24 protein-coding genes and 2 pseudogenes are annotated in these 22,247 nt (G+C 54.2%); 21 read left to right on the top strand and 5 right to left on the bottom strand.

All coding sequences use genetic code 11. The features are described 5' to 3' along the window. Positions 1-29 precede the first annotated feature (29 nt). The 18 genes and pseudogenes from JLG71_RS28160 to JLG71_RS28245 all read left to right on the top strand — a co-directional run bounded on the left by JLG71_RS28160 (position 30) and on the right by JLG71_RS28245 (position 14,710). The gene (locus JLG71_RS28160) at positions 30-806 is read left to right on the top strand and encodes a hypothetical protein (protein WP_061671617.1); all 777 of its coding nucleotides are present in this window, start codon (positions 30-32) and stop codon (positions 804-806) included. Positions 807-1,216: 410 nt separating this feature from the next. Next, positions 1,217-1,642, top strand: coding sequence for an antirestriction protein (locus JLG71_RS28165; protein ID WP_061671615.1), 426 nt, complete (start codon positions 1,217-1,219; stop codon positions 1,640-1,642). 46 nt (positions 1,643-1,688) lie between these two features. Beyond that, complete coding sequence (locus JLG71_RS28170) at positions 1,689-2,111, top strand: DUF1380 family protein (protein WP_061671614.1); 423 nt, start codon at positions 1,689-1,691, stop codon at positions 2,109-2,111. Beyond that, positions 2,108-2,299, top strand: a complete 192-nt coding sequence (locus tag JLG71_RS28175) for a hypothetical protein (RefSeq protein ID WP_001697954.1) — start codon at positions 2,108-2,110, stop codon at positions 2,297-2,299. The genes JLG71_RS28170 and JLG71_RS28175 overlap by 4 nt, the downstream gene beginning before the upstream one ends. A 768-nt stretch (positions 2,300-3,067) precedes the next feature. Beyond that, positions 3,068-3,595: a single-stranded DNA-binding protein gene (locus JLG71_RS28180; RefSeq protein ID WP_053264372.1), complete on the top strand. Its 528-nt coding sequence runs from the start codon at positions 3,068-3,070 to the stop codon at positions 3,593-3,595. A gap of 56 nt (positions 3,596-3,651) precedes the next feature. After that, entirely contained in the window at positions 3,652-3,885 is a 234-nt protein-coding gene (locus tag JLG71_RS28185; protein ID WP_061671613.1) for a DUF905 domain-containing protein, read from the top strand. A 61-nt stretch (positions 3,886-3,946) separates the two neighbouring features. Next, positions 3,947-5,905 carry a ParB/RepB/Spo0J family partition protein gene (locus tag JLG71_RS28190; protein ID WP_061671612.1) on the top strand — a complete coding sequence of 653 codons (1,959 nt, stop codon included), beginning with the start codon at positions 3,947-3,949 and terminating at the stop codon, positions 5,903-5,905. A gap of 54 nt (positions 5,906-5,959) precedes the next feature. Then, complete coding sequence (gene psiB / locus JLG71_RS28195; protein WP_000845900.1) at positions 5,960-6,394, top strand: conjugation system SOS inhibitor PsiB; 435 nt, start codon at positions 5,960-5,962, stop codon at positions 6,392-6,394. Then, positions 6,391-6,975, top strand: a pseudogene (locus JLG71_RS28200) (plasmid SOS inhibition protein A); the annotation flags it as partial. The gene psiB and the pseudogene JLG71_RS28200, both read left to right, overlap by 4 nt. Positions 6,976-7,161: 186 nt before the next feature. Further along, entirely contained in the window at positions 7,162-8,703 is a 1,542-nt protein-coding gene (istA, locus tag JLG71_RS28205; RefSeq protein WP_001298859.1) for an IS21-like element ISEc12 family transposase, read from the top strand. A gap of 14 nt (positions 8,704-8,717) precedes the next feature. Then, positions 8,718-9,464, top strand: coding sequence for an IS21-like element ISEc12 family helper ATPase IstB (gene istB / locus JLG71_RS28210; RefSeq protein ID WP_001016257.1), 747 nt, complete (start codon positions 8,718-8,720; stop codon positions 9,462-9,464). Between the two features lie 84 nt (positions 9,465-9,548). Further along, a pseudogene (locus JLG71_RS28215) lies at positions 9,549-9,698 on the top strand (plasmid SOS inhibition protein A); the annotation flags it as partial. A 129-nt stretch (positions 9,699-9,827) separates the two neighbouring features. Beyond that, positions 9,828-11,003: an RNA-guided endonuclease InsQ/TnpB family protein gene (locus tag JLG71_RS28220; RefSeq protein WP_061671611.1), complete on the top strand. Its 1,176-nt coding sequence runs from the start codon at positions 9,828-9,830 to the stop codon at positions 11,001-11,003. Positions 11,004-11,450: 447 nt separating this feature from the next. Continuing rightward, complete coding sequence (locus JLG71_RS28225; protein WP_000117609.1) at positions 11,451-11,951, top strand: antirestriction protein ArdA; 501 nt, start codon at positions 11,451-11,453, stop codon at positions 11,949-11,951. A gap of 728 nt (positions 11,952-12,679) precedes the next feature. Then, positions 12,680-13,114 (top strand): hypothetical protein, encoded by a 435-nt coding sequence (locus JLG71_RS28230; protein ID WP_000218863.1) that lies wholly within the window; start codon positions 12,680-12,682, stop codon positions 13,112-13,114. 91 nt (positions 13,115-13,205) lie between these two features. Beyond that, complete coding sequence (locus JLG71_RS28235; protein WP_001247862.1) at positions 13,206-13,472, top strand: hypothetical protein; 267 nt, start codon at positions 13,206-13,208, stop codon at positions 13,470-13,472. 64 nt (positions 13,473-13,536) lie between these two features. Further along, complete coding sequence (locus JLG71_RS28240; protein WP_000038339.1) at positions 13,537-14,478, top strand: Rpn family recombination-promoting nuclease/putative transposase; 942 nt, start codon at positions 13,537-13,539, stop codon at positions 14,476-14,478. Positions 14,479-14,539: 61 nt separating this feature from the next. Beyond that, on the top strand, positions 14,540-14,710 hold the full coding sequence (locus JLG71_RS28245; RefSeq protein WP_000150325.1) for a hypothetical protein: 171 nt from the start codon (positions 14,540-14,542) through the stop codon (positions 14,708-14,710). 30 nt (positions 14,711-14,740) lie between these two features. On the opposite strand, the gene JLG71_RS28250 is transcribed toward JLG71_RS28245, so the two are convergent. The 4 genes from JLG71_RS28250 to istA (JLG71_RS28265) all read right to left on the bottom strand — a co-directional run bounded on the left by JLG71_RS28250 (position 14,741) and on the right by istA (JLG71_RS28265) (position 17,388). Further along, positions 14,741-14,980: a helix-turn-helix domain-containing protein gene (locus tag JLG71_RS28250; protein ID WP_200914335.1), complete on the bottom strand. Its 240-nt coding sequence runs from the start codon at positions 14,978-14,980 to the stop codon at positions 14,741-14,743. 33 nt (positions 14,981-15,013) lie between these two features. Continuing rightward, entirely contained in the window at positions 15,014-15,211 is a 198-nt protein-coding gene (locus tag JLG71_RS28590) for a hypothetical protein (protein ID WP_052975742.1), read from the bottom strand. Positions 15,212-15,418: 207 nt separating this feature from the next. Beyond that, positions 15,419-16,216: an IS21-like element IS21 family helper ATPase IstB gene (istB, locus tag JLG71_RS28260; protein ID WP_000544830.1), complete on the bottom strand. Its 798-nt coding sequence runs from the start codon at positions 16,214-16,216 to the stop codon at positions 15,419-15,421. After that, positions 16,216-17,388, bottom strand: coding sequence for an IS21-like element IS21 family transposase (gene istA / locus JLG71_RS28265; protein ID WP_000952373.1), 1,173 nt, complete (start codon positions 17,386-17,388; stop codon positions 16,216-16,218). Before istA (JLG71_RS28265) ends, istB (JLG71_RS28260) begins: the two co-directional genes overlap by 1 nt. Positions 17,389-17,695: 307 nt before the next feature. Here istA (JLG71_RS28265) and JLG71_RS28270 point away from each other — a divergent pair, with 307 nt between their 5' ends. Beyond that, positions 17,696-18,544, top strand: a complete 849-nt coding sequence (locus JLG71_RS28270; protein WP_021513954.1) for a DUF4942 domain-containing protein — start codon at positions 17,696-17,698, stop codon at positions 18,542-18,544. 85 nt (positions 18,545-18,629) lie between these two features. On the opposite strand, the gene JLG71_RS28275 is transcribed toward JLG71_RS28270, so the two are convergent. Continuing rightward, complete coding sequence (locus JLG71_RS28275; protein WP_000157095.1) at positions 18,630-18,965, bottom strand: molybdopterin-guanine dinucleotide biosynthesis protein MobC; 336 nt, start codon at positions 18,963-18,965, stop codon at positions 18,630-18,632. 233 nt (positions 18,966-19,198) lie between these two features. Here JLG71_RS28275 and nikA point away from each other — a divergent pair, with 233 nt between their 5' ends. Then, positions 19,199-19,531, top strand: coding sequence for an IncI1-type relaxosome accessory protein NikA (gene nikA / locus JLG71_RS28280; RefSeq protein ID WP_001283947.1), 333 nt, complete (start codon positions 19,199-19,201; stop codon positions 19,529-19,531). Between the two features lie 10 nt (positions 19,532-19,541). Then, entirely contained in the window at positions 19,542-22,241 is a 2,700-nt protein-coding gene (gene nikB / locus JLG71_RS28285) for an IncI1-type relaxase NikB (RefSeq protein WP_001306778.1), read from the top strand. Positions 22,242-22,247: the final 6 nt, after the last annotated feature.

Here is a 22,247-nt window from a genome sequence, read left to right on the forward strand (position 1 = left end):
GGGCGGCGATTCAGGGAGAACGATTAATCATGAACGAAAACACAACGCTGAATGCACTGATTTGTCGTCACGCCCGTAACCTGCTGCTGGCGCAGGGCTGGCCGGAAGAGACGGATGTTGACCAGCGAAATCCGAACTATCCGGGCTGGATCAGCATTTACGTGCGGCTGGATGCGCCCCGGCTGGCGACGTTACTTATCAACCGTCACGGCGGCGTACTGCCGCCGCTCCTGGCCTCCGCCATTCAGAGACTGACCGGAACCGGGGCGGAACTGGTACTGTCCGGCAGTCAGTGGCAATCGCTGCCGGTACTTCCGGCAGACGGAACGCAGGTGTCTTTCCCGTATGCCGGAGAATGGCTGACCGAAGACGAAATCAGGGCTGTTCTTGATGCGGTGCACGATGCGGTACAAAGCATCTGTTACCAGGTGGCAGAAGATGCGCGGCGTATCCGTGCGGCGCTGACCACCACCGGTCAGACGTTGCTGACCCGCCAGACGCGTCGCTTTCGCCTGGTCGTGAAGGAAAGCGATCACCCCTGCTGGCTCGATGAAGACGACGAAAACCTGCCCGTGGTGCTCGATGCCATCCTGAACCGGGGAGCACGTTTTTCGGCGGTGGAAATGTATCTGGTCAGTGAGTGTGTGGAGCATATCCTGTCCAGTGGGCTGGCCTGCGATGTGCTGCGTATACCTGATGAACCGCCCCGCCGGTGGTTTGACCGTGGTGTTCTGCGGGAGGTGGTCCGGGAAGCCCGGGCCGAAATCCGCAGCATGGCGGATGCCCTGGCAAAAATCAGGGGCTGATGATGGCGGGGATAATCCCCGCCTTTTTCCTGCCGGTCCCGGACAGAGCACAAAGGAAGTCGCCGCCGGCTCCGCTTTACCCGGCCATGCGGGCATGGCCTTATGGGGTTTCAGTTATGTGGCCTCAGCGCCGTGTGCGGGCTGTGCCGTGCCTCCATCTTAGCCGGGCTGGCGTTGATGCAAGGGTACGCTTCGCCGCTGCGGTCACCCGGTCCCTCCTTCCCGTCTGCCGTGATTTTCCGGTCGTTCGCCCGCTCAGGTTTCGCGGCCTCACCCTGCAACTCCCGCCAGCCGTGTGCGTCAGGCTGCGGCTTCCCTTGCGCCCCTGCATCCCCGCCTTATCGCCCGGCTTTTATGGAGGCACGGCACCGCCCGGTGTCGCGGAATATGTGAACAACGGAGGAAATCCCATGCAGTATGCGAAACCTGTCACTCTGAATGTTGAAGAGTGCGACCGTCTGTCTTTTCTGCCTTACCTGTTTGGCCTGGATTTTCTGTATGCCGAAGCGTCTGTGTACGCGCTGGCGAAACAAATGATGCCGGAATATGAAGGCGGCTTCTGGCACTTCATCCGCCTGCCGGACGGTGGCGGTTACATGATGCCGGATGGCGACCGTTTCCACATGGTGAACGGTGCAAACTGGTTTGACCGTACCGTGAGTGCTGATGCCTGCGGCATCATTCTGACTTCCCTTGTGATTAACCGCCAGTTGTGGCTGTACCACGACAGCGGTGATGCAGGACTGACCCAGCTTTACCGGATGCGCGATGCGCAGTTGTGGCGTCACATCGAATTTCACCCTGAATGCAACGCGATTTACGCGGCTCTGGACTGATTAACGGACGGGGCGGCAATGCCGCCCCTGTAAAGGAGACGAGAAAATGTACTGTACTGTTAAAGAAATTATCCGCGAAGTGCTGGATACAGACGTGCCGGACAGTGAATGCGTTTTTGCCGTGGTGCTGACCCGTGGGGATGTGCGTCACATAGCCCAGGACTGGAACCTGTCAGACGATGAGCTGGAAACCGTCATGCAGCGGCTGGACGATGCCTTTGAGCATGGTGCGGATGTCAGCGTTGTTCACGACGTTGTTCGTGAGCTGATGGTAGAAAAGCGCGCCAGCCGTCAGGTGACAGTCCCGGCGGTGATGCTGGAAAAAGTGATGGCGCTGGCAGGCAGTGAAATGAAGCGCCTGTATGCCGTCGGGAGTGAGAACGGGGGCGACGGTGACGCATTCGTCAGGGAGGAACGCGAAGCAATGGACGTTGTGTTACAGGCGCTGGACGGGGAGACGATGTCATGAATATCAGCACAGAAACCCGCGAAATTCTGCGTAATTACAAAGCCGTGATTAATGCGCGGCGTCGTGAAATGGGGCAGAAACCGCTCACCACCGCGCAGATTGTTGATGAAATCTGCGATTTTGTGGCGAATCAGCAGGCTGTTTTCCTGGGCGGTCACTACATCTTACAGGACAGCAGAAACAGGTGATGCAGGGCAGGCGGTGGAGGCCGCCTGTCAGCCCGCGCGAAAACCCCTGGCAGGCTGACGCCTGCCGGAAATGCGGGGTGCAGCGCCTGCGGCGCTGCCGGCCCGGCTTTCCGGTCAGAAGGTAGTGTATGGCTGTATGCAGGGAACAGGTGTGATATTCCGTGACGCTGTCACCGTTTCTGGCTGTCTTTTATTGCGCCCACTTCGGCTCCCGGCTGCCTGGCGGCATCCGGTCGTCAGGCCCGACTCCGACAGGCAGCTGCTGGCGCACCCGCCAGTCTCCGCCGAACCCGCTGGCGCGGTTTCGGGCTGCCGCTACGGTCCGATGCGTGAAAACCCGGCTTGCAGCGACCGTTCCGGTCGCGCCGCCCCTGTCGCGCCGTGACCTGCGCTCCCTGCACACCTGACGGTGTGTGAGGAAACTGCGCCTGATGGCGCAGCAGTCTTCCCTCCTGCCGCCACCCCTGCGGCCTGTTTCCCGCTGTGGACTTTCCGGGGGGCAGACGTAACCCCCTCCCGTTCCATCTGTCCAGGGTGAGATGCACCGGCCACAAAATTTTTAGCCATGAACCCGGCTAAAAATTTTGCGTCCGTCCCCGGACAGCTGTCCCGTGAGGCGGTAAACGGGCCCCCATCGGAAAGGTCCACTGCGGGGAGAAACCCCTGTGAAGTGGACGGCAGGAGGAGCTTTCGCTCCTCTGAAGGGGCACATGAACGTCCCGTCGCCGGTATCCGGTTTATCTCACATCTTTCAGTCAGGAGGTTCTTATGAGTGCACGTGGTATCAACAAGGTCATCCTCATCGGGCGTCTGGGCAATGATCCGGAAGTCCGTTACATCCCCAACGGGGGCGCAGTGGCAAACCTGCAGGTGGCCACATCAGAAAGCTGGCGTGACAAACAGACGGGGGAGATGCGGGAGCAGACGGAATGGCACCGCGTGGTGCTGTTCGGCAAGCTCGCGGAAGTGGCAGGTGAATATCTGCGCAAGGGCGCGCAGGTCTACATCGAAGGTCAGCTTCGCACCCGTAGCTGGGAAGATAACGGTATCACCCGTTACGTCACTGAAATTCTTGTTAAGACCACGGGCACCGTGCAGCTGCTGGGACGTGCACCACAGCAGAACGCTCAGGCGCAACCGAAGCCTCATCAGAATGGGCAGCCACAGAGTGCTGACGCGACGAAAAAAGGTGGCGCGAAAACGAAAGGCCGTGGACGTAAGGCCGCGCAGCCAGAGCCTCAGCCTCAACAACAGCCAGAACCTCCTTATGGCTTCGACGATGATGCGCCATTCTGATCTGGCTGATTTTTCTGACAGCCCCACCATGTGTGGGGCATTACCGGAGAACGATGATGAACAAATCCGATGAAATGATTCAGGAACTACCCGATGGGGCATTCACCCGCGAGTGTGCTGAAACCGTTGTTGCACAGTACCGGAATGTCTTTATCGAGGATGATCAGGGAACGCATTTTCGCCTGGTTGTCCGTCAGGATGGCTCGTTGATCTGGCGCTCCTGGAATTTTGAGGACTGTGCCGGGTACTGGATGAACCGGTACATCAGGGATTTCGGCATTCGTAAGTAAGAGAGGTGCCGGACGGGGATGACGTCCGGCAGACATTAACTAAACCGTAAGGGGAATAATCATGTCAGTAGTAAAGTCTGAACCAGACACCACCCGCAAAGCAAGCCGTAAATCTGCAAAAACGCAGGAAACAGTCCTGTCTGCCCTGCTGGCGCAGACGGAGGAAGTGAGCGTGCCGCTGGCCTCGCTGATTAAGTCACCACTGAATGTGCGCACGGTGCCGTATTCTGCGGAGTCCGTCAGCGAACTGGCTGAGTCCATTAAGGGCGTTGGCCTGCTGCAGAATCTGGTCGTGCATGCCCTGCCTGGTGACCGCCACGGTGTCGCCGCAGGTGGTCGCAGACTGGCAGCACTCAATATGCTGGCAGAGCGTGGCATCATTCCGGCTGACTGGCCTGTCCGCGTGAAAATTATTCCGCAGGAACTGGCGACGGCTGCATCGATGACCGAGAACGGTCATCGTCGGGATATGCACCCAGCCGAACAGATTGCCGGATTCCGCGCAATGGCGCAGGAAGGCAAAACACCTGCGCAGACTGGCGACCTGCTGGGCTATTCACCCCGCCACGTCCAGCGAATGCTGAAACTGGCAGACCTTGCACCCGTCATCCTTGATGCGCTGGCAGAAGACCGCATCACCACCGAACACTGTCAGGCGCTGGCGCTGGAGAACGACACCGCGCGTCAGGTGCAGGTGTTTGAAGCCGCCTGCCAGTCAGGATGGGGCGGTAAACCGGATGTGCGGGTTATCCGCAACCTGATTACCGAAAGTGAAGTGGCGGTGGACGGGAACAGTAAATTCCGCTTCGTGGGGGCTGATGCCTTCTCGCCAGACGAACTGCGCACCGATTTGTTCAGCGATGACGGGGACGGTTATGTCGACCGCGTGGCGCTCGATGCCGCCCTGCTGGAAAAACTCCAGGCTGTCGCTGAACACCTTCGGGAAGCCGAAGGCTGGGAATGGTGCGCCGGGCGCATGGAGCCTGTCGGTGAGTGCCGTGAGGATGCCGGAACATACCGCTGTCTGCCGGAGCCGGAAGCGGTGCTGACGGAGGCGGAAGACGAACGCCTGAACGAACTGATGACGCGTTACGACGCGCTGGAAAACCAGTGTGAGGAATCCGACCTGCTGGAAGCAGAAATGAAGCTGATGCGCTGCATGGCGAAGGTCAGAGCGTGGACGCCGGAGATACGTGCCGGAAGCGGTGTGGTGGTGTCCTGGCGTTATGGCAACGTATGTGTCCAGCGTGGTGTGCAGTTGCGCAGTGAAGATGACGCGGCTGACGACGCTGACCGCACGGAACAGGTGCAGGAGAAAGCGCCCGTGGAGGAAATCAGTCTGCCACTGCTGACGAAAATGTCTTCCGAACGCACGCTGGCAGTCCAGGCGGCACTCATGCAGCAACCGGACAAATCTCTGGCACTGCTGGCATGGACGCTCTGCCTGAATGTGTTTGGCAGCGGAGCGTACAGTAAACCAGCACAAATCAGCCTGGAATGTAAACATTATTCGCTGACCAGCGATGCGCCGTCAGGGAAGGAAGGTGCCGCGTTCATGGCGCTGATGGCAGAAAAAGCCCGTCTTGCTGCCCTGTTACCGGAGGGATGGTCACGGGACATGACGACGTTCCTGTCGCTCAGCCAGGAGGTGCTGTTATCCCTGCTCAGTTTCTGCACCGCGTGCAGCATCCACGGCGTTCAGACCCGCGAGTGTGGTCACACGTCACGCAGCCCGCTGGACACGCTGGAGAGCGCCATCGGTTTTCACATGCGCGACTGGTGGCAGCCGACAAAAGCAAACTTCTTCGGACACCTGAAAAAGCCGCAGATTATCGCAGCCCTGAATGAGGCAGGACTGTCCGGTGCCGCACGGGACGCGGAGAAGATGAAGAAAGGCGATGCGGCTGAACATGCAGAGTTCCATATGAAAGACAACCGCTGGGTGCCTGGCTGGATGTGTGCACCACGTCCACAGATGGATGCCACTGAACACACCACTAACCTGGCTGATGCCGCCTGATGAACAACCACACCGCCCCGCCGGAGACGGGGCGGCAGCAAGGGAGATACCGTGATGAAAACTGAACTGACCCTGAATGCCCTGCAGTCCATGAACGCACAGGAATATGAAGATATCCGTGCTGCGGGAAGCGATATGCGCCGTAATCTCACTCACGAGGTGATGCGTGAAGTGGACGCACCGGCTAACTGGATGATGAATGGCGAGTATGGCAGTGAGTTCGGGGGCTTTTTCCCCGTCCAGGTTCGTTTCACGCCAGCCCACGAACGTTTCCACCTGGCATTATGTTCGCCGGGAGACGTCTCTCAACTCTGGATGCTGGTTCTGGTGAATGGTGGTGGACAGCCTTTCGCCGTCGTTCAGGTGCAACATATCTTCACGCCTGTCGCGATCAGTCACACGCTGGCGCTCGCCGCGACACTTGATGCGCAGGGATACAGTGTTAACGACATCATTCATATTTTGATGGCAGAAGGAGGTCAGGCATGAGCGCACGTTCACGGGCACTGATCCCCCTCAGCGCAGAACAACAGGCCGCCATGCAGGCTGTGGCTGTCACCGAACAACGTCGTCGTCAGGGACGCACACTTTCAGCATGGCCTTATGCCAGCGCTTTCTTTCGCTGCCTGAATGGCAGTCGCCGGATTTCGCTGACCGATCTCCGCTTTTTTGCTCCTGCGCTGACGAAGGAGGAATTTCATGGCAACCGTCTCCTGTGGCTGGCTGCCGTGGATAAACTGATTGAAAGTTTTGGTGAAGTCTGTGTTCTTCCCCTGCCATCCGATGCGGGGCATCGTCTGTTCCCGTCCGTTCCTTTTCGTGAAGGTGAGCGGCGTCGTCAGAAAACCACGCTGACAGAGCAGAAATACAGCCGCCAGCGGGAACGTGAGGCAGAACGACGGGAACTGGAATACCAGACATGTTTTGCTCAGGCGCAGATTGACCTTGCGTTTCATACTCCCGCCACGGTCGGAAGCTGGTTGTCACGCTGGTCTGGTGTTGTTGAGGAGCATGATCTGGAAACGATTTTCTGGGGGTGGTGCGGGCGTTTTCCATCACTGTCTGCGTATTTTCATGAAAGGAGATCACTCAATAACTTCCATCGAGATCGGGTAATAACATTTGAACAGATCGCTGAATAACATCGATGGAGATCACTTTTGACTCATTTTGTTATTCAGTGATCTCCATCAATGTTATTGGAACTTCACAGGTGTGTTGATCTGTATCTTTTGCCATTCCGGTAAAGGATACCTATGCCAACAGTTCCAATTTCTATGAGAAAACTTAAAGAAATTCTTAGGCTTAAATACGGTGTTGGACTCAGCCATCGACAAATTGGTCGTAGTCTTGCAATCTCCCCTTCCGTTGTATCCAGATATGCTAATCGGGCGGCTCAACTTGGCATAAAGCAGTGGCCCTTACCTACAGGATGGGATGATACAAAACTAAAACATGCGTTCCTTCAGACCCAGGTTAAGATGAAGAAGCACTCTCTGCCTGACTGGGCTACAGTACACCGGGAACTGCGTAATAAATGCGTGACGCTGCAGCTACTCTGGGAAGAATACTGTGAGCGTAATCCAGGCGGTTTTTACAGCTATAACCATTACTGCCGGATGTACCGTGAATGGCTCAAAACCACTTCACCATCAATGCGTCAGGTACATAAAGCTGGCGAAAAACTTTTCGTTGATTACTGTGGACCTACCGTTGGCGTTACCGACCCTGAGACCGGAGAAATAAGAACTGCTCAGGTCATCGTAGCTGTTCTCGGGGCATCAAGTTACACATGGGCAGAGGCCACCTGGTCTCAGCAGCTTGAAGACTGGGTGATGAGTCATGTTCGCTGCTTCCAGTGGTTGGGTGGCGTTCCTGAACTTGTTGTTCCGGACAATCTGAAAAGCGCCACATCCAGGGCATGTAAGTATGATCCTGACGTTAACCCTACCTACCAGCAGATGCTTGAGCATTATAATGTCGCAGTTTTGCCTGCGCGGCCACGTAAACCGAAAGATAAAGCCAAAGCTGAAGTTGGCGTTCAGGTTGTTGAACGCTGGATCATGGCCCGAATCAGGCATGAGATCTTCTACAGCCTTGCATCGCTTAATCAGCGCATTCGGGAGTTGCTGGAAAGACTGAATAACAAAATAATGCAGAAGTTGGGTTATTCACGTGCAGAACTCTTCATCCAGCTTGATAAACCCGCACTGAAGCCTCTTCCTGAAGCCAGTTACAGTTACACCCTGGTGAAGAAAGTCAGAGTTCATGCCGATTACCACGTGGAAATCGACAAACATTACTACTCGGTTCCATGTTCGCTGTTAGGCCAGCAACTGGAAGCATGGATCTCCGGAGAACTGGTAAGACTCTTCAATCAGGGGCAGGAGGTTGCTGTGCACCCGCGCAAGCGTACTTATGGCTACAGTACCCGCAACGAGCACATGCCTGAAGCTCATCGACAGCATGCCACCTGGACGCCAGAGCGTCTTCTGGAATGGGCGGGGCACATAGGCAGTGAAACTCATAGTTATGTGCTTCATATACTGAACTCTCGTCCACATCCGGAACAAAGCTATCGCTTCTGCCTTGGACTCCTGAACCTTCATAAAAAATACAGTAAAGCCAGACTTAATGCAGCATGTGCAAGAGCTCTGAAAACAAAGGTATGGCGTCTGTCAGGTATTAAATCGATCCTGGAAAAAGGTCTGGATAAACAACCTGTTCAGGATCCAAAACCAGATCTGTTATCCACGATGGAACACGAAAACGTACGCGGCAGTGAGTATTACCACTGATACGGGATCCAATGATGAATCATCTTTACGAACAACTGACCGCACTTAAACTCACCGGCTTCCGTGATGCGCTTAAAAAGCAACTTGCTCAGCCGGGCACATACCAGGAGCTGGGCTTCGAAGAACGCCTGTCATTACTGACAGCAGAAGAACTAACCTGCCGTGAAAACAGGAAGGCAGAGCGTCTGATCAAACATGCACGGTTCAGACTTAATGCTGAGTTATCAAAGCTGGATTATCGTAACAATAGAGGGCTGGACAGGGCCCTCATCCGTTCACTCAGTCAGGGAAACTGGTTAACCCTGAAACAAAATATTTTACTGACCGGGGCCACCGGCAGCGGTAAAACGTTCCTGGCATGTGCACTTGGTCATAATGCCTGCCGACAGGGATACAAGGTCTACTATTATCGCCTTAAAGCGCTGATGGAACAGTGCTATCAGGGGCATGCTGATGGAAGATACAGCAAACTTTTGACCAGGCTGAATAATAGCGATCTGCTGCTTCTGGATGACTGGGGGCTGGAACCTCTCTCATCAGAACAGCGTAGCGACCTGCTGGAAATAGTGGATCTGATGTACCAACGAGGCTCAATCATCGTAGTGAGCCAGTTGCCGGTGGAAAACTGGTACAAAATGATCGGAGACTCCACACATGCGGATGCCATCCTAGATCGACTGGTTCATGGCAGTATCAAGATCGAACTTAAAGGAGAATCAATGCGGAAAATACAATCTCCGTTGACTGAAGGAGATCAGTGAAGGTAATTTAAAAACGGTTCTGTGAAAGTGACACGAACCGATCTCCATCGATGTTACTCACCGATCTCCTTCACGGTAATACGCACACTGTCATCATTTGACCGGTTTTTCTGGCAGGAGGAACCACTCTGGCGGCTGATTTTTGAAGCCGGTGAGGCCGGTCGTGGTGCACCGGTACAGGTACGTGCACTTGAGCAGTGGATGATCCCGAACAAGCTGGAGAACGCAATATGATGAAATCAGCGAAAAGCCGCCGAGAACCCTCGCCCAATGCGGGTGGGGAGGAAAGGCGGAAAAGCCCGAAGGGCTTTAAAAATATTATTACGGTGTTAGCATAAAAACCTGTACCAATGAGCGGTGACTATGTTAAGAGCAACAAAAATACGCATCTATCCTACTCCTGAACAGGCTGCATTTCTCAACGCCCAGTTCGGTGCGGTACGTTTTGCGTACAACAAAGCTCTTCACATCAAAAAACACGCTTACCAGCGACACGGAGTGAATTTAAGTCCGCGTAAAGATTTAAAACCGTTGTTGTCTGTGGCGAAGAAGTCCCGCAGATATGCCTGGCTCAAAGAATTTGACTCAATGGCATTGCAACAGGCGGTAATCAATCTTGATGTGGCATTTTCCAACTTTTTTAATCCGAAGCTGAAAGCCCGGTTCCCGACGTTTAAACGCAAACACGGAAAACAATCGAGCTATCACTGTGTCGGGATTAAGGTGCAGGATAATGCCATCAAAATCCCCAAACTGGCCCCGATAGAAGCACGCCTTCATCGTGAACTTCATGGAAAGCTGAAAAGCATCACTGTCACCCGTTCTGCAACGGGGAAATACTACGCTTCCATTCTTTGTGACGATGGCGCTTCCGCACCAGAGAAACCCACGTACCTGAAGGAAGAAAAGATTACAGGTCTGGATATGGGACTGGAGCACTATGCCATCACTTCTGATGCTGTAAAAGTTCCGAATCCTCGCCATCTCATCAATGCAGGTCGTAATCTGCGACGCAAACAAAAAGCATTATCCCGTAAGCAAAAGGGAAGCGCGAATCGTAAAAAGGCCAGAATCCGTCTTGCGGCCTTACACGAACGGGTGGCGAATGCCCGTGCTGATTTTCAACACAAGCTCTCTCGTGCAATTGTTGACGAAAACCAAGCGGTAATTGTGGAGACGCTGAAAACAGCCAACATGATGAAAAACCACAATCTGGCAAGAGCGATAGGTGATGCAGGCTGGCACAGCTTCATCACAAAGCTGGAGTACAAGACAGCGACAAAAGGCGTTCACCTGGTAAAACTCGACCAGTGGTTTGCCAGTTCGAAAACGTGCCATTGTTGTGGTTACAAAATGCCGGAAATGCCACTTCATAAACGCATCTGGCGATGCCATGAGTGTGGAGCAGAGCACGACCGCGATATCAATGCAGCACTCAACATCCGGCAAAAAGGAATACTGGAACTAAAGGCGGCGGGACTCGTCGTCTCTGCCCATGGAGGCCAGCGTAAATCCGTCGCACAGACGGTTGCGGCCTGAGAAGTGGGAAGCCTCGCCCGACAGGGCGGGGAGCAGTCACGGGTGGTCTGGAGGTCATGCGGCGTGTCCTCTGCACTCGCCGGAATAAGGAAGTCGCCGGCGGCTCCGCTTTTACCCGGCCATGCGGGGCATGGCCTTGTGGGTTTTCAGCTATGTGGCCTCAGCATCGTGTGCGGGCTGTGCCGTGCCTCCATCGTAGCCGGGCTGGCAGGGATGCAAGGGTACGCTTCGCCGCTGCGGTCACCCGGTCCCTCCTTCCCGTCTGCCGTGATTTTCCGGTCGTTCACCCGCTCAGATTTCGCGGTCTCACCCTCCAACTCCCGCCAGCCGTGTGCGTCAGGCTGCGGCTTCCCTTGCGCCCTGTGCATCCCCGCCTTATCGCCCGGCTTTTATGGAGGCACGGCACCGCCCGGTGTCGCAGAACATGTGACTATGGAGGATTCGGGAATGTCTGTTGTTGCACCTGCTGTATACGTTGGAACCTGGCACAAATACAACTGTGGAAGCATCGCTGGCCGCTGGTTTGACCTGGCCACGTTTGATGATGAACGCGACTTTTTCGCCGCCTGCCGCTCTCTTCACCAGGATGAAGCCGATCCTGAACTGATGTTTCAGGATTATGAGGGATTCCCGGGGAATATGGCCTCAGAATGCCATATCAACTGGGCCTATGTTGAAGGCTTCCGCCAGGCGCGGGATGAAGGCTGCGAAGAGGCTTATCGTCTCTGGGTGGATGATACCGGTGAGACGGATTTTGACACCTTCCGCGATGCCTGGTGGGGCGAGGCTGACAGTGAGGAGGCTTTTGCGGTTGAGTTCGCCAGTGATACCGGCCTGCTGGCTGACGTGCCGGAGACGGTGGCGCTCTATTTTGACTATGAGGCGTATGCGCGGGATTTATTCCTGGACTCCTTCACCTTTATTGACGGTCATGTGTTCCGTCGGTGATTTACTCCCCCGCTCCGGCGGGGGTATGGCCTGCCAGGCCGCCGGAAAACCCTGGCAGGCTTACGCCTGCCTGAAATGCAGGAGGGCCGCGCCTGCGGCGCTGCCCTTCCTGCCCGTCATGGTGTGAGGCATTTTTCTGTTATGTCGTTTCTGTTGTTCTGATTTCCGGAGGCGGGGACACCTTCGGCTCCCGGCTGCCTGGCGGCATCCGGTCGTCAGGCCCGACTCCGACAGGCAGCTGCTGGCGCACCCGCCAGTCTCCGCCGAACCCGCTGGCGCGGTTTCGGGCTGCCGCTACGGTCCGATGTCTGAAAAACCAGGCTTGCAGCGACCGTTCCGGTCGCGCCGCCCCTGTCGCGCCGGAAACGGCGCTCCCTGCACACCTTACGGTGTGTAAGGCAACTGCGCCTGATGGCGCAGTCAACCCTTCCGCCGCCACCCCTGCGGCCTGTTTCCCGCTGTGGACTTTCCGGGGGCTGGAGTAACCACATCCCGTTTCAGCAGTCCAGGGGAAGATATACCGTCCACAAAATTTTTAGCCATAAACCCGGCAAAAAATTTTGCGTCCGCCCCCGGACAGCTGCCCCGTGACGTGGTGACGGACGCCCCATCGGAAAGGTCCACTGCGGGGAGAAACCCCGAAGAAGTGGACGGCAGAAGGGGCTTTCGCCCCTCCGGGGAGCAACCGGTCGGCCCGGCGACCTGATTCAGCAGAAGGAGATGTTTTCATGACAGTCAGCAGCACGATTTCCGTTTTTTGCCGCGACGGGGTGTTCCGTACCGTTTACTGCCACCTGCACGGGGAGCCGACCTGGAACGGTCGCATCCTGCATACTCACTATGCCACCGGTCAGCAGGCCGAAGCCCTGGTTGAACACGGTGATATCCGTTGCCTCGGTCCCCGTTGTGACAAACCCGCCGGGCATACGCTTCAGAACCCGGTGGACGGTGTGACGGCTTATTACGGACGTGACAGTGGTTTCCGGATGGACAGTGAGGCGCGTGAGTACCGTTCTTTCAGGGAGGCTATTGCCACTGAAAGCACTGAAGAGGTGCGCTTCCATTATGTGTTCATCGACGGCTACTGGAAGGTGATGTACCGCACGCCGGAAGGCTGGAAGATGAAAGCGCTCGCGCTGGCACTGCGTCGCTGTCCGAAATGAAAAAAAGGCAGGGCGATAAACCCTGCCTCTCTCCGCCGTTACTTCCCCGCCAGGAAGAGCGGCAGTCATCAACAACATAAGGAGTAATATTGTGAGACCATCAATTATCTTCGCAACCGCCGAGTATGTAAAGCGTCTGCGTGAAGAGTGCCTGCGGGAGAATAAACCCCTGCACCGCCATACCCGCTTCAGACGTCAGGAGCTGGCACAGGATGAGATTAACCCGGACGTCCTGGCGATGAGCGGCCATATCGCCAGACGCTGCAGTGAGCAGAAGCGGGTGCGTATCCCCGCTATGAAAGTCAGCGAATGGGGCCACCTGCTCCGCGCGCTTGAAATTGAGCGGGTCTGCCACTGATTAACCCTTGCCGTCTGCCTGTGCAGGCGGCAGGATACGTTCAGACATCTCACCAGGAGGAACCGTGAGTAAGAAGAAAAACACCACAACGCCCACGCCGCATGATGCCGCGTTCCGGTCGTTCCTGGCGAATCCCGACGTCGCCAGAGATTTTCTGGAACTGCATCTTCCTGCGGAGTACCGGCAGTTGTGCGACCTGTCCACGCTGAAGCTGGAACCCGCCACCTTTGTTGAGCCGGACCTGCATCAGTACGCCAGCGATATCCTCTGGAGCGTGAAAACCACCGGGGGTGAAGATGGTTATGTTTATACGCTCATCGAGCACCAGAGCACCGAAAATCTGTACATGCCTTTTCGCATGTTACGCTACAGTGTGGCGGCGATGCAGAGACATCTGGAGCAGCACAAAACGTTGCCACTGGTCATTCCGGTGCTGTTCTATCACGGTGAGCGCAGCCCGTACCCGTACAGCATGAACTGGCTGGACTGTTTTGAGAATCCGGCGCTTGCGGCTAAAATATACACAAAGCCGTTTCCGCTGGTTGATATCACTGTCGTTGATGACAATGAAATCATGAACCATCGCCGGATGGCCGCACTGACGCTGCTGATGAAGCATATCCGTCAGCGGGATATGCTGATGTGTCTGGACAACCTGGTCAGAGCACTGCAGGACATCCAGGATGAAGAGCAGATTACAGTTCTTTTCAACTATCTGCTTAATGGCAGCGAACATGTAACGGTTGAATTTTTGCAGACGCTGGCGCAGCGACTGCCGCAGCACGAGGACAGCATTATGACACTGGCAGAACGTCTTAAGCAGGAAGGTATCCAGCAAGGTATCCAGCAGGGTATCCAGCAGGGTATCCAGCAGGGAGTTCAGCAGGGGGCGCTTCAAAAAGCACGGGAAATCGCCCGGGAGCTCCGGAACGCGGGAATGCCGGCAGCACAAATCTGTCAGCTGACCGGACTTTCTGAAGCTGAACTGAAGAACATCACTCACTGATGAGAGCCAAAAGGCCCGGCAAAATGCCGGGCCTTTTGCCAGCAGGAGCAGAGAAAACAGTATGACGATTGCAGAACGTCTTATACAGAAAGGTTTTGAAAAAGGTGCTCTTGAAGTGGCGCGGGAAATAGCCTGCCGGCTTCGGGATATGGGCTGGACGCCGGAACGGATTCAGGAGGCCACGGGACTTTCCGGTGAAGAACTGAAAAAACTGTTTCCTGATGAGCAGTAGCCTGGCATTCTGCCAGGCTGTGAACCACGCTCACACATCCTCTGCCGTTTCCCCCAGTTCATTTTCCAGACGCCTGATGATATCTGCCTTGCGCATCCCCTGCATGTGAGGCAGCAGGTCACGGACTGAAAGTGCCTGGGTGGTCCTCCAGACGGTGACCGCATTTTCCCAGGCGTGCCATGTTCTCTGTGTCACGCCAAATTCTCTGGCCGCTTTTTCGCGTGACCATAGCATGCTTTTTCGCCAGATTCGCAGTTCCCAGCCGGTCATAAAACACCTTTGAAAAAGTGAAAAAACTTCACTTTATTTTATCATCACAATTGCCAAATCAGCGCGATAAATAAGCGTAAAAAAGTGAAGAAATTTCACTTTTTTTGTTTGTAAATGTCGTGCGATTTTCTCTGTTTTCACCTGTGCGGGAGTGGTGTGCCAGTGACCACCACATGCCATTGTTGTGCCGTCGTTTTTCTTCAGTCGCGCCGGATGCGGCGCTCCCTGCACACCTTACGGTGTGTAAGGCCACTGCGCCTGATGGCGCAGCTGTCTCTTGCCTGTCTGCCGCCGCACTGCGGCCTGTTCTCCGCAGACGGACTTTCCGGGGGTACATACACGACCACATCCCGTTTCAGTCGTCCAGGGGAGAGATGTTGTCAACGCCACGATGTTTGACCGTTATTTGCCATTTTCATGCCCGCTAAGATACTTTCGTTACTGATGCTGTCCGCTTTTCACCATTTCATCATCACTGATTGGCGTTGTGTTTTTGGTCAGCACTCCAGCTTTACGTTTCTCTTTTAACCGGTAACTCTCTCCTTTGATATTCAGCGTGGTTGAGTGATGTAGCAACCGATCCAGTATCGCTGTTGCCAGCACGTGATCTCCGAACATTTCTCCCCAGTCTGCGAACCCTTTGTTTGACGTCAGTATGATGCTCGCTTTTTCATATCGACGGTTCAGTAGCCGGAAGAACAGGCTGGCTTCCTCTCTGTTCATCGGCAGATAGCCTATTTCATCCAGGATCAACACCCGGGCATAACTCAGTTGCTGCAGCTGACGCTCCAGCCGGTTTTCCTGTTTCGCTTTCATCAGTGTCGCGATCAGTCTGTCCAGTGGCATAAACAGTACCCGATGTCCCGCATCCACCGCTTTCACGCCAAGAGCTATGGCCAGATGAGTTTTTCCGACACCAGGAGGTCCCAGCAGGATCACGTTTTCGCTGCGCTCCACGAACGCCAGACCAGCCAGTTCCCGGACAACCTTACGGTCGATGCCCGGCTGGAAGGTAAAGTCGAACTGCTCCAGCGTTTTGACCCACGGCAGACGAGCCTGCTTCAGCCTGGACTCCATACCGCGCTGATGCCTGCCGTTCCATTCCTGCTGTAGCGCCATGCACAGGAACTCCCGGTAGTTCAGCTCTTTTTTAGCTGCCTGTTCCAGCAGGCTTTCAACGTGATAACTCAGATGCTCCATTTTCAGGCGACTCAGCAGGACTTCCAGCTCATGCATCACAACAGCTCCTCATAGGCACTCAGTGGTCGATGTTCCACCTGACTGACCTGCTGCCAGAGCGGGGCGTGATGCTCCGGCACTGTCTGCCAGCCAGACGATGCCGAACAGAGGCGATGTGAGGCCACCAGTTTCTCATTACTGTAGATCCGCAACTCGTCATCCAGCGATATTCGTATCGATACCGGCTGACCACACAGCGCTTCGGGAACGCTGTAACGATTACCACCAACCTCGATATAGCTGTCCCAGGACACATGGCGGATATCGAAGTAACTGGTATCGAAGTCCGTATCCGGTAACGGCTGCAGATGTTCCTGCTCCAGCGCGAAGCGCTGTTCCGGCGTTTCTTTGAACTGGCGAAGTTCCCGTTTGTCAGCCACATCGGCTATCCATTGCTCCAGTTGTTGATTAACATGAGTGAAGCTGTCGAACCTGCGGTACCGGACGAAGAAGTTCTCCTTGAGGTATTTCACCATTCGCTCAACCTTACCTTTTGTTCTGGCCCTGCGTGGACGGCATGCCCGTGGCAGGAAGTTATAGTGGTCGGCCAGCAACAGGAATCCGGAGTTGAACACGACTTTCCCGTTGTTATTCTTCAGCACCGCAGCCTTCTGGTTATCAACCAGCACCGTTTTCACACAACCACCGAAGTAGCGGAAGGCGCGAACCAGTGATTCGTAGGTATGCTCAGCATCCTGTTTTGGTGCTGCGAAGACATGGAAGCGGCGGGAGAACCCCAGCGTATTAACCGCAAAGTTAACTTTGCACCGTTGCCCGGCAACCTCCACCTCAACTTCGCCCCAGTCGTGCTGGAGCTGGTATCCAGGCTGAGTTTCGAAGCGAACTGTTCTTTTTGACGGACGCATTTTACGTTTGGGCTGGATGTAGTAACGCAGCATGGAACGTCCGCCCGTATAACCCATTGCCTTAATCTCCGCGAAGATAACCTCACTATTCCAGACATTCTCTGCCAGGCGCATGTCGATGTAATCCATAAACGGTTTCAGCTTAACCATTTTGTGGCGGGTCTTTCTGGCTGGCGGTTCAGGGTATTTGAGGTAGCGTCTGACCGTCCGTTCAGAGCAACCAATCTGAGTCGCAATATCGACAATGTACGCGCCCTGCTGGCGCATTTGCTTTATCATGTAAAAGTCCTCTCTGCTCAGCATGTTGATGTCCTTTCTGGTGTGAGAACCTTAAGGAAACAACATGTTGGGTGGAGCGGACAATCCAAATGGTGAATTACCGTCTTATATCACTGGCGCTGACAATGTACCAGCCACAAAACTTTTTGCCGCTGGCGTCAAAAACTTTTGCGTCTGCCCCCGGACAACTGCCCCGTGACGTGGTGAGCGTCCCCCGTCGGAAAGGTCCACTGCGGGGAAATACCCTAAGACCCGGACGGCAGAAGGAGCTTCGCTCCTCCGGGAAATGACCTGGCTGACCCGGCAGTCGTGACGATGAGGAGACAATGTGATGAATCAGACTTTACCCACTGCTGACCTGAATACTGCCGGCACGACAGATGTTATTCCGTCTGTGGCTATCGACCGCATCATCGCGCAGCGTAACGAAGGTATTGCACTATTCATGCAGGCGATGGAATGCCTGGCGACAGCGCGCAGGATTCTGCTCGATGCGTCAGGTGATATTTTTCTTTACGGGTTTGAAGACTGCGTGACTGATTCCGTTCGTCGCATGGATAAGCCGGAAGAAGCGAAAAGGAATATCACCCGTCTTGCCGACCGGAAAATCTGGGACCGCCTGATGACAGATACGGGCATGTACACCTTCATGAGTTCATGCCAGCGTGATGAGTGGAACAGCCAGCTGATGAGCGACACCTGTCCTGAAATCACCCTGGACAATGTACTGGCAACATTCCGCCATCTTAATACCAGCAAGATGCAGACGTTTGAACAGGGACTGATTGATGTCTACCGGAAATTGTCATGGGATTACAGAACCAATAATCCCTGCCGTCTGGGCAAGAGAATCATTATTGAAAACATGCTGTACCGCTGGAGTAACGGGCGTGTGACGCTGGACTGCAGCGGACGGGAGGCACTGGATGACCTGGTACGTCCTTTTTATCTGCTGGAGGGGCGCAACGTTCCTGACTTCCGGAGCAGCATCGGGGCGCAGTATGGTGAATTTCTCGGGAACGGCGACAACGTCGGTAAGCTGTTAGAAGGGGAATATTTTACGGTGCGTGGCTACCAGAAAGGGACCGTACACATTGTCTTTAAGCGTCCTGACCTTGTTGAAAAACTGAATGATATTATTGCACGGCATTATCCTGGTGCATTGCCGCCACGAGTCTGATTAAACAGAAAAGCCCTGGTATTTATGCCGGGGCTTTTTTTTCTGTAATCATCATAATCTCAGAACACGATGTGACATTGTCACATCAATTGTTGTTCATATCGATGCCATCTTTCCTGCCTGAATCTGTCTTTTTAGGTGCTGTTTTAGAGGAAGAACGGCGGGATGGTTTTTTCGATTCTGCTTCCCGAATAATGTCACGAAGTGCCTTCTCTCCTACTTCATACCCTGCATTTTTAAGCGTGTCACGAACATCTGCCAGTGTATAACCCTTTGTCCTTACCAGGACAATGATGTCATCACGAATGGCATCAAGAAAATCACGCAATGTTTTCCGTTGAGCGGTGAGGTCCGGCAATTCCGATAAGGCAGCTTTTGCCAGCTGGATGTCATCATCTGAGTAAAATTTTTTAGAAGCCATTGGCACTTTCTCTCCGTTTCATGTTGAAGTCTGATTTTATCATCAAAAACTGCCTCCTGGCAGGGCTGCGCCCTGCTTCTGCCGTCTGCATAAGACTATGATGCACAAAAATAACAGGCTATAATGGCCTGAAAAACGGGACAGGATGTGCAATTGTAATACCGTCACACGCGACGCTATTACAATTGCCATCTGGTCAGGGCTTCGCCCCGACACCCCGTAAGGAGCCTGAAGTGAGTGATAGTGCGGTAAGAAAGAAAAGTGAGGTACGGCAAAAGACAGTTGTCAGGACACTCAGATTCTCTCCTGTTGAGGATGAAACCATCAGGAAAAAAGCTGAAGATTCCGGACTTACTGTATCTGCTTACATCCGAAATGCAGCACTGAATAAGCGAATTAACTCCCGTACAGATGATGCTTTTCTGAAGGAGTTAATGAGACTGGGAAGGATGCAGAAGCATCTGTTTGTTCAGGGAAAAAGAACCGGTGACAAGGAATACGCAGAAGTGCTTGTTGCCATAACCGAACTTACAAATACATTGCGTAAACAGTTAATGGAAGGTTGAGGATTCTCCGGTGAATGCAGTCATTCCGAAAAAGAGAAGGGACGGCAAGTCTTCGTTCGAAGACCTGGTATCCTACGTCTCGGTCCGGGATGACATGACCGATGAGGAACTGAATTTATCTTCTTCTTCGCAGGCTGAACAACCGCACCGGAGCCGTTTCAGTCGCCTTGTTGATTATGCGACACGTCTTCGAAATGAGTCATTCGTGGCGCTGGTTGATGTCATGAAGGACGGCTGCGAATGGGTCAACTTTTATGGTGTCACCTGCTTTCATAACTGTACTTCTCTTGAAACTGCCGCTGCAGATATGGAGTACATTGCCCGGCAGGCACACTATGCAAAAGATGACACTGATCCTGTTTTTCACTACATCCTTTCCTGGCAGTCACATGAAAGCCCGCGTCCGGAACAGATTTATGACAGTGTACGTCATACGCTGAAATCACTCGGCCTTGCCGACCATCAGTATGTCTCTGCCGTGCATACTGATACAGATAATCTGCACGTCCATGTGGCTGTTAACCGGGTACACCCTGAAACGGGTTATCTGAACCGGTTATCATGGAGTCAGGAAAAACTCAGTCGTGCCTGCCGTGAGCTTGAACTGAAGCATGGTTTTGCTCCGGATAACGGTTGCTGGGTCCATGCGCCGGGAAATCGTATCGTTCGCAAAACTGCCGTTGAACGTGATCGCCAGAACGCTTGGACACGCGGAAAAAAACAAACTTTTCGCGAGTATGTCGCGCAGACAGCGGTCGCTGGTTTACGCAGTGAACCTGTAAATGACTGGTTATCCCTGCATCGTCGTCTTGCGGAAGATGGTCTGTACCTGTCTCAGATGGACGGAAAATTTCTGGTGATGGATGGCTGGGATCGCAACAGGGAAGGTGTACAGCTTGACTCGTTTGGTCCCTCCTGGTGTGCAGAAAAACTCATGAAAAAAATGGGTGACTACACGCCAGTACCAAAAGACATTTTCAGCCAGGTGGAAGCACCAGGACGCTATAATCCGGACTTCATTGCAGCTGATGTTCGCCCGGAAAAAATCGCTGAAACAGAAAGTCTGCAGCAGTATGCCTGTCGTCATCTTGGAGAACGTCTGCCGGAAATGGCACGGGAAGGACGGCTGGAAAACTGCCAGGCTATTCACCGCACACTGGCTGAAGCGGGATTATGGATGCGTGTTCAGCATGGTCACCTGGTTATCTGTGACGGTTATGATCATAACCAGACTCCCGTTCGTGCTGACAGCGTATGGTCACTGCTGACGCTCGACAATGTGAATCAACTCGATGGTGGCTGGCAGCCTGTACCAACAGATATTTTCCGCCAGGTTACGCCAACAGAACGCTTCCGTGGTCGTCGTATGGAGAGCTGTCCTGCGACCGATAAAGAATGGCACCGTATGCGTACAGGCACGGGGCCGCAGGGGGCTATCAAACGCGAACTGTTTTCTGACAAAGAAAGTCTGTGGGGATACAGCATCAGCCATTGTAGCCCTCAGATTGAAGAAATGATCACACAGGGTGAGTTTACCTGGCAGCGTTGTCATGAGCTGTTTGCACAACAGGGACTGATGCTACAGAAACAACATCACGGGCTTGTTGTCGTTGATGCCTTTAATCATGAGCAAACGCCGGTGAAGGCCAGCAGCATTCATCCTGATCTGACACTGGGGCGTGCAGAGCCACAGGCCGGACCTTTTGTGAGTGCCCCAGCAGATTTGTTTGACAGGGTGCAACCTGAAAGTCGCTATAACCCGGAGCTGGCTGTCAGTGACAGGTACGGGGTCAGCAGTAAACGTGACCCAATGCTGCGCCGGCAGCGACGTGAAGCCAGAGCTGAGGCCCGTGCTGACCTGCGTGCCCGCTATCTGGCATGGCGTGAACAATGGCGTAAACCAGATCTGCGTTATGGGGAACGTTGTCGGGAAATTCATCAGGCATGCCGTCTGCGGAAGTCACACATTCGTGCGCAGTACGATGATCCGGCATTACGTAAGCTGCATTATCACATTGCAGAAGTTCAGCGAATGCAGGCATTGATCAGGCTGAAAGAAGACATCAGGGATGAGCGACAGAAACTTATTGCTGATGGGAAATGGTATCCACCCTCTTACCGTCAGTGGGTCGAAATTCAGGCTGCTCAGGGAGACAGGGCTGCTGTATCGCAGCTGAGAGGCTGGGATTATCGCGATCGCCGTAAAGACAGGTCACGCACAACGACGACAGACCGCTGTGTCGTGCTTTGTGAACCGGGCGGAACGCCGGTATACGGTAATACCGGTGATCTCGAGGCCCGTCTGCAGAAGAACGGGAGTGTTCGTTTCCGTGACCGTCGGACGGGAGAGTTTGTCTGTACGGATTATGGTGACAGGGTTGTTTTCCGTAATCACCATGACCGCAATGCGCTGGCAGATAAACTGGATTTGATTGCACCGGTATTATTCGGGCGTGATCCACGCATGGGTTTTGAACCAGAAGGAAACGACAAACAATTTAACCAGGTCTTTGCTGAAATGGTTGCCTGGCATAATGTGACAGGCCGTACCGGTCACGAAGACTACAGGATTACGCGACCGGACGTGGATCATCACCGTGAAGGAAGTGAACGCTACTACCGCGATTATATCGCGGCGAACAGCAACGATGACGCATCACTGCCTCCGCCGGAGCAGGATAAACGCTGGGAACCGCCTTCTCCAGGTTAAAAAAAA

The organism is Klebsiella michiganensis (assembly GCF_015139575.1).
GTDB classification, from domain to species: Bacteria; Pseudomonadota; Gammaproteobacteria; order Enterobacterales; family Enterobacteriaceae; genus Klebsiella; species Klebsiella michiganensis.

What these genes read in the sequence shown, in the direction of transcription:
- JLG71_RS28160 (WP_061671617.1), top strand. Translation starts at nt 30, where the DNA reads ATGAACGAAAACACAACGCTGAATGCACTGATTTGTCGTCACGCCCGT.
- JLG71_RS28165 (WP_061671615.1), top strand. Translation starts at nt 1,217, where the DNA reads ATGCAGTATGCGAAACCTGTCACTCTGAATGTTGAAGAGTGCGACCGT.
- JLG71_RS28170 (WP_061671614.1), top strand. Translation starts at nt 1,689, where the DNA reads ATGTACTGTACTGTTAAAGAAATTATCCGCGAAGTGCTGGATACAGAC.
- JLG71_RS28175 (WP_001697954.1), top strand. Translation starts at nt 2,108, where the DNA reads ATGAATATCAGCACAGAAACCCGCGAAATTCTGCGTAATTACAAAGCC.
- JLG71_RS28180 (WP_053264372.1), top strand. Translation starts at nt 3,068, where the DNA reads ATGAGTGCACGTGGTATCAACAAGGTCATCCTCATCGGGCGTCTGGGC.
- JLG71_RS28185 (WP_061671613.1), top strand. Translation starts at nt 3,652, where the DNA reads ATGAACAAATCCGATGAAATGATTCAGGAACTACCCGATGGGGCATTC.
- JLG71_RS28190 (WP_061671612.1), top strand. Translation starts at nt 3,947, where the DNA reads ATGTCAGTAGTAAAGTCTGAACCAGACACCACCCGCAAAGCAAGCCGT.
- psiB (WP_000845900.1), top strand. Translation starts at nt 5,960, where the DNA reads ATGAAAACTGAACTGACCCTGAATGCCCTGCAGTCCATGAACGCACAG.
- istA (WP_001298859.1), top strand. Translation starts at nt 7,162, where the DNA reads ATGCCAACAGTTCCAATTTCTATGAGAAAACTTAAAGAAATTCTTAGG.
- istB (WP_001016257.1), top strand. Translation starts at nt 8,718, where the DNA reads ATGAATCATCTTTACGAACAACTGACCGCACTTAAACTCACCGGCTTC.
- JLG71_RS28220 (WP_061671611.1), top strand. Translation starts at nt 9,828, where the DNA reads ATGTTAAGAGCAACAAAAATACGCATCTATCCTACTCCTGAACAGGCT.
- JLG71_RS28225 (WP_000117609.1), top strand. Translation starts at nt 11,451, where the DNA reads ATGTCTGTTGTTGCACCTGCTGTATACGTTGGAACCTGGCACAAATAC.
- JLG71_RS28230 (WP_000218863.1), top strand. Translation starts at nt 12,680, where the DNA reads ATGACAGTCAGCAGCACGATTTCCGTTTTTTGCCGCGACGGGGTGTTC.
- JLG71_RS28245 (WP_000150325.1), top strand. Translation starts at nt 14,540, where the DNA reads ATGACGATTGCAGAACGTCTTATACAGAAAGGTTTTGAAAAAGGTGCT.
- JLG71_RS28250 (WP_200914335.1), bottom strand. Translation starts at nt 14,980, where the DNA reads ATGACCGGCTGGGAACTGCGAATCTGGCGAAAAAGCATGCTATGGTCA.
- istB (WP_000544830.1), bottom strand. Translation starts at nt 16,216, where the DNA reads ATGCATGAGCTGGAAGTCCTGCTGAGTCGCCTGAAAATGGAGCATCTG.
- istA (WP_000952373.1), bottom strand. Translation starts at nt 17,388, where the DNA reads ATGCTGAGCAGAGAGGACTTTTACATGATAAAGCAAATGCGCCAGCAG.
- JLG71_RS28270 (WP_021513954.1), top strand. Translation starts at nt 17,696, where the DNA reads ATGAATCAGACTTTACCCACTGCTGACCTGAATACTGCCGGCACGACA.
- JLG71_RS28275 (WP_000157095.1), bottom strand. Translation starts at nt 18,965, where the DNA reads ATGGCTTCTAAAAAATTTTACTCAGATGATGACATCCAGCTGGCAAAA.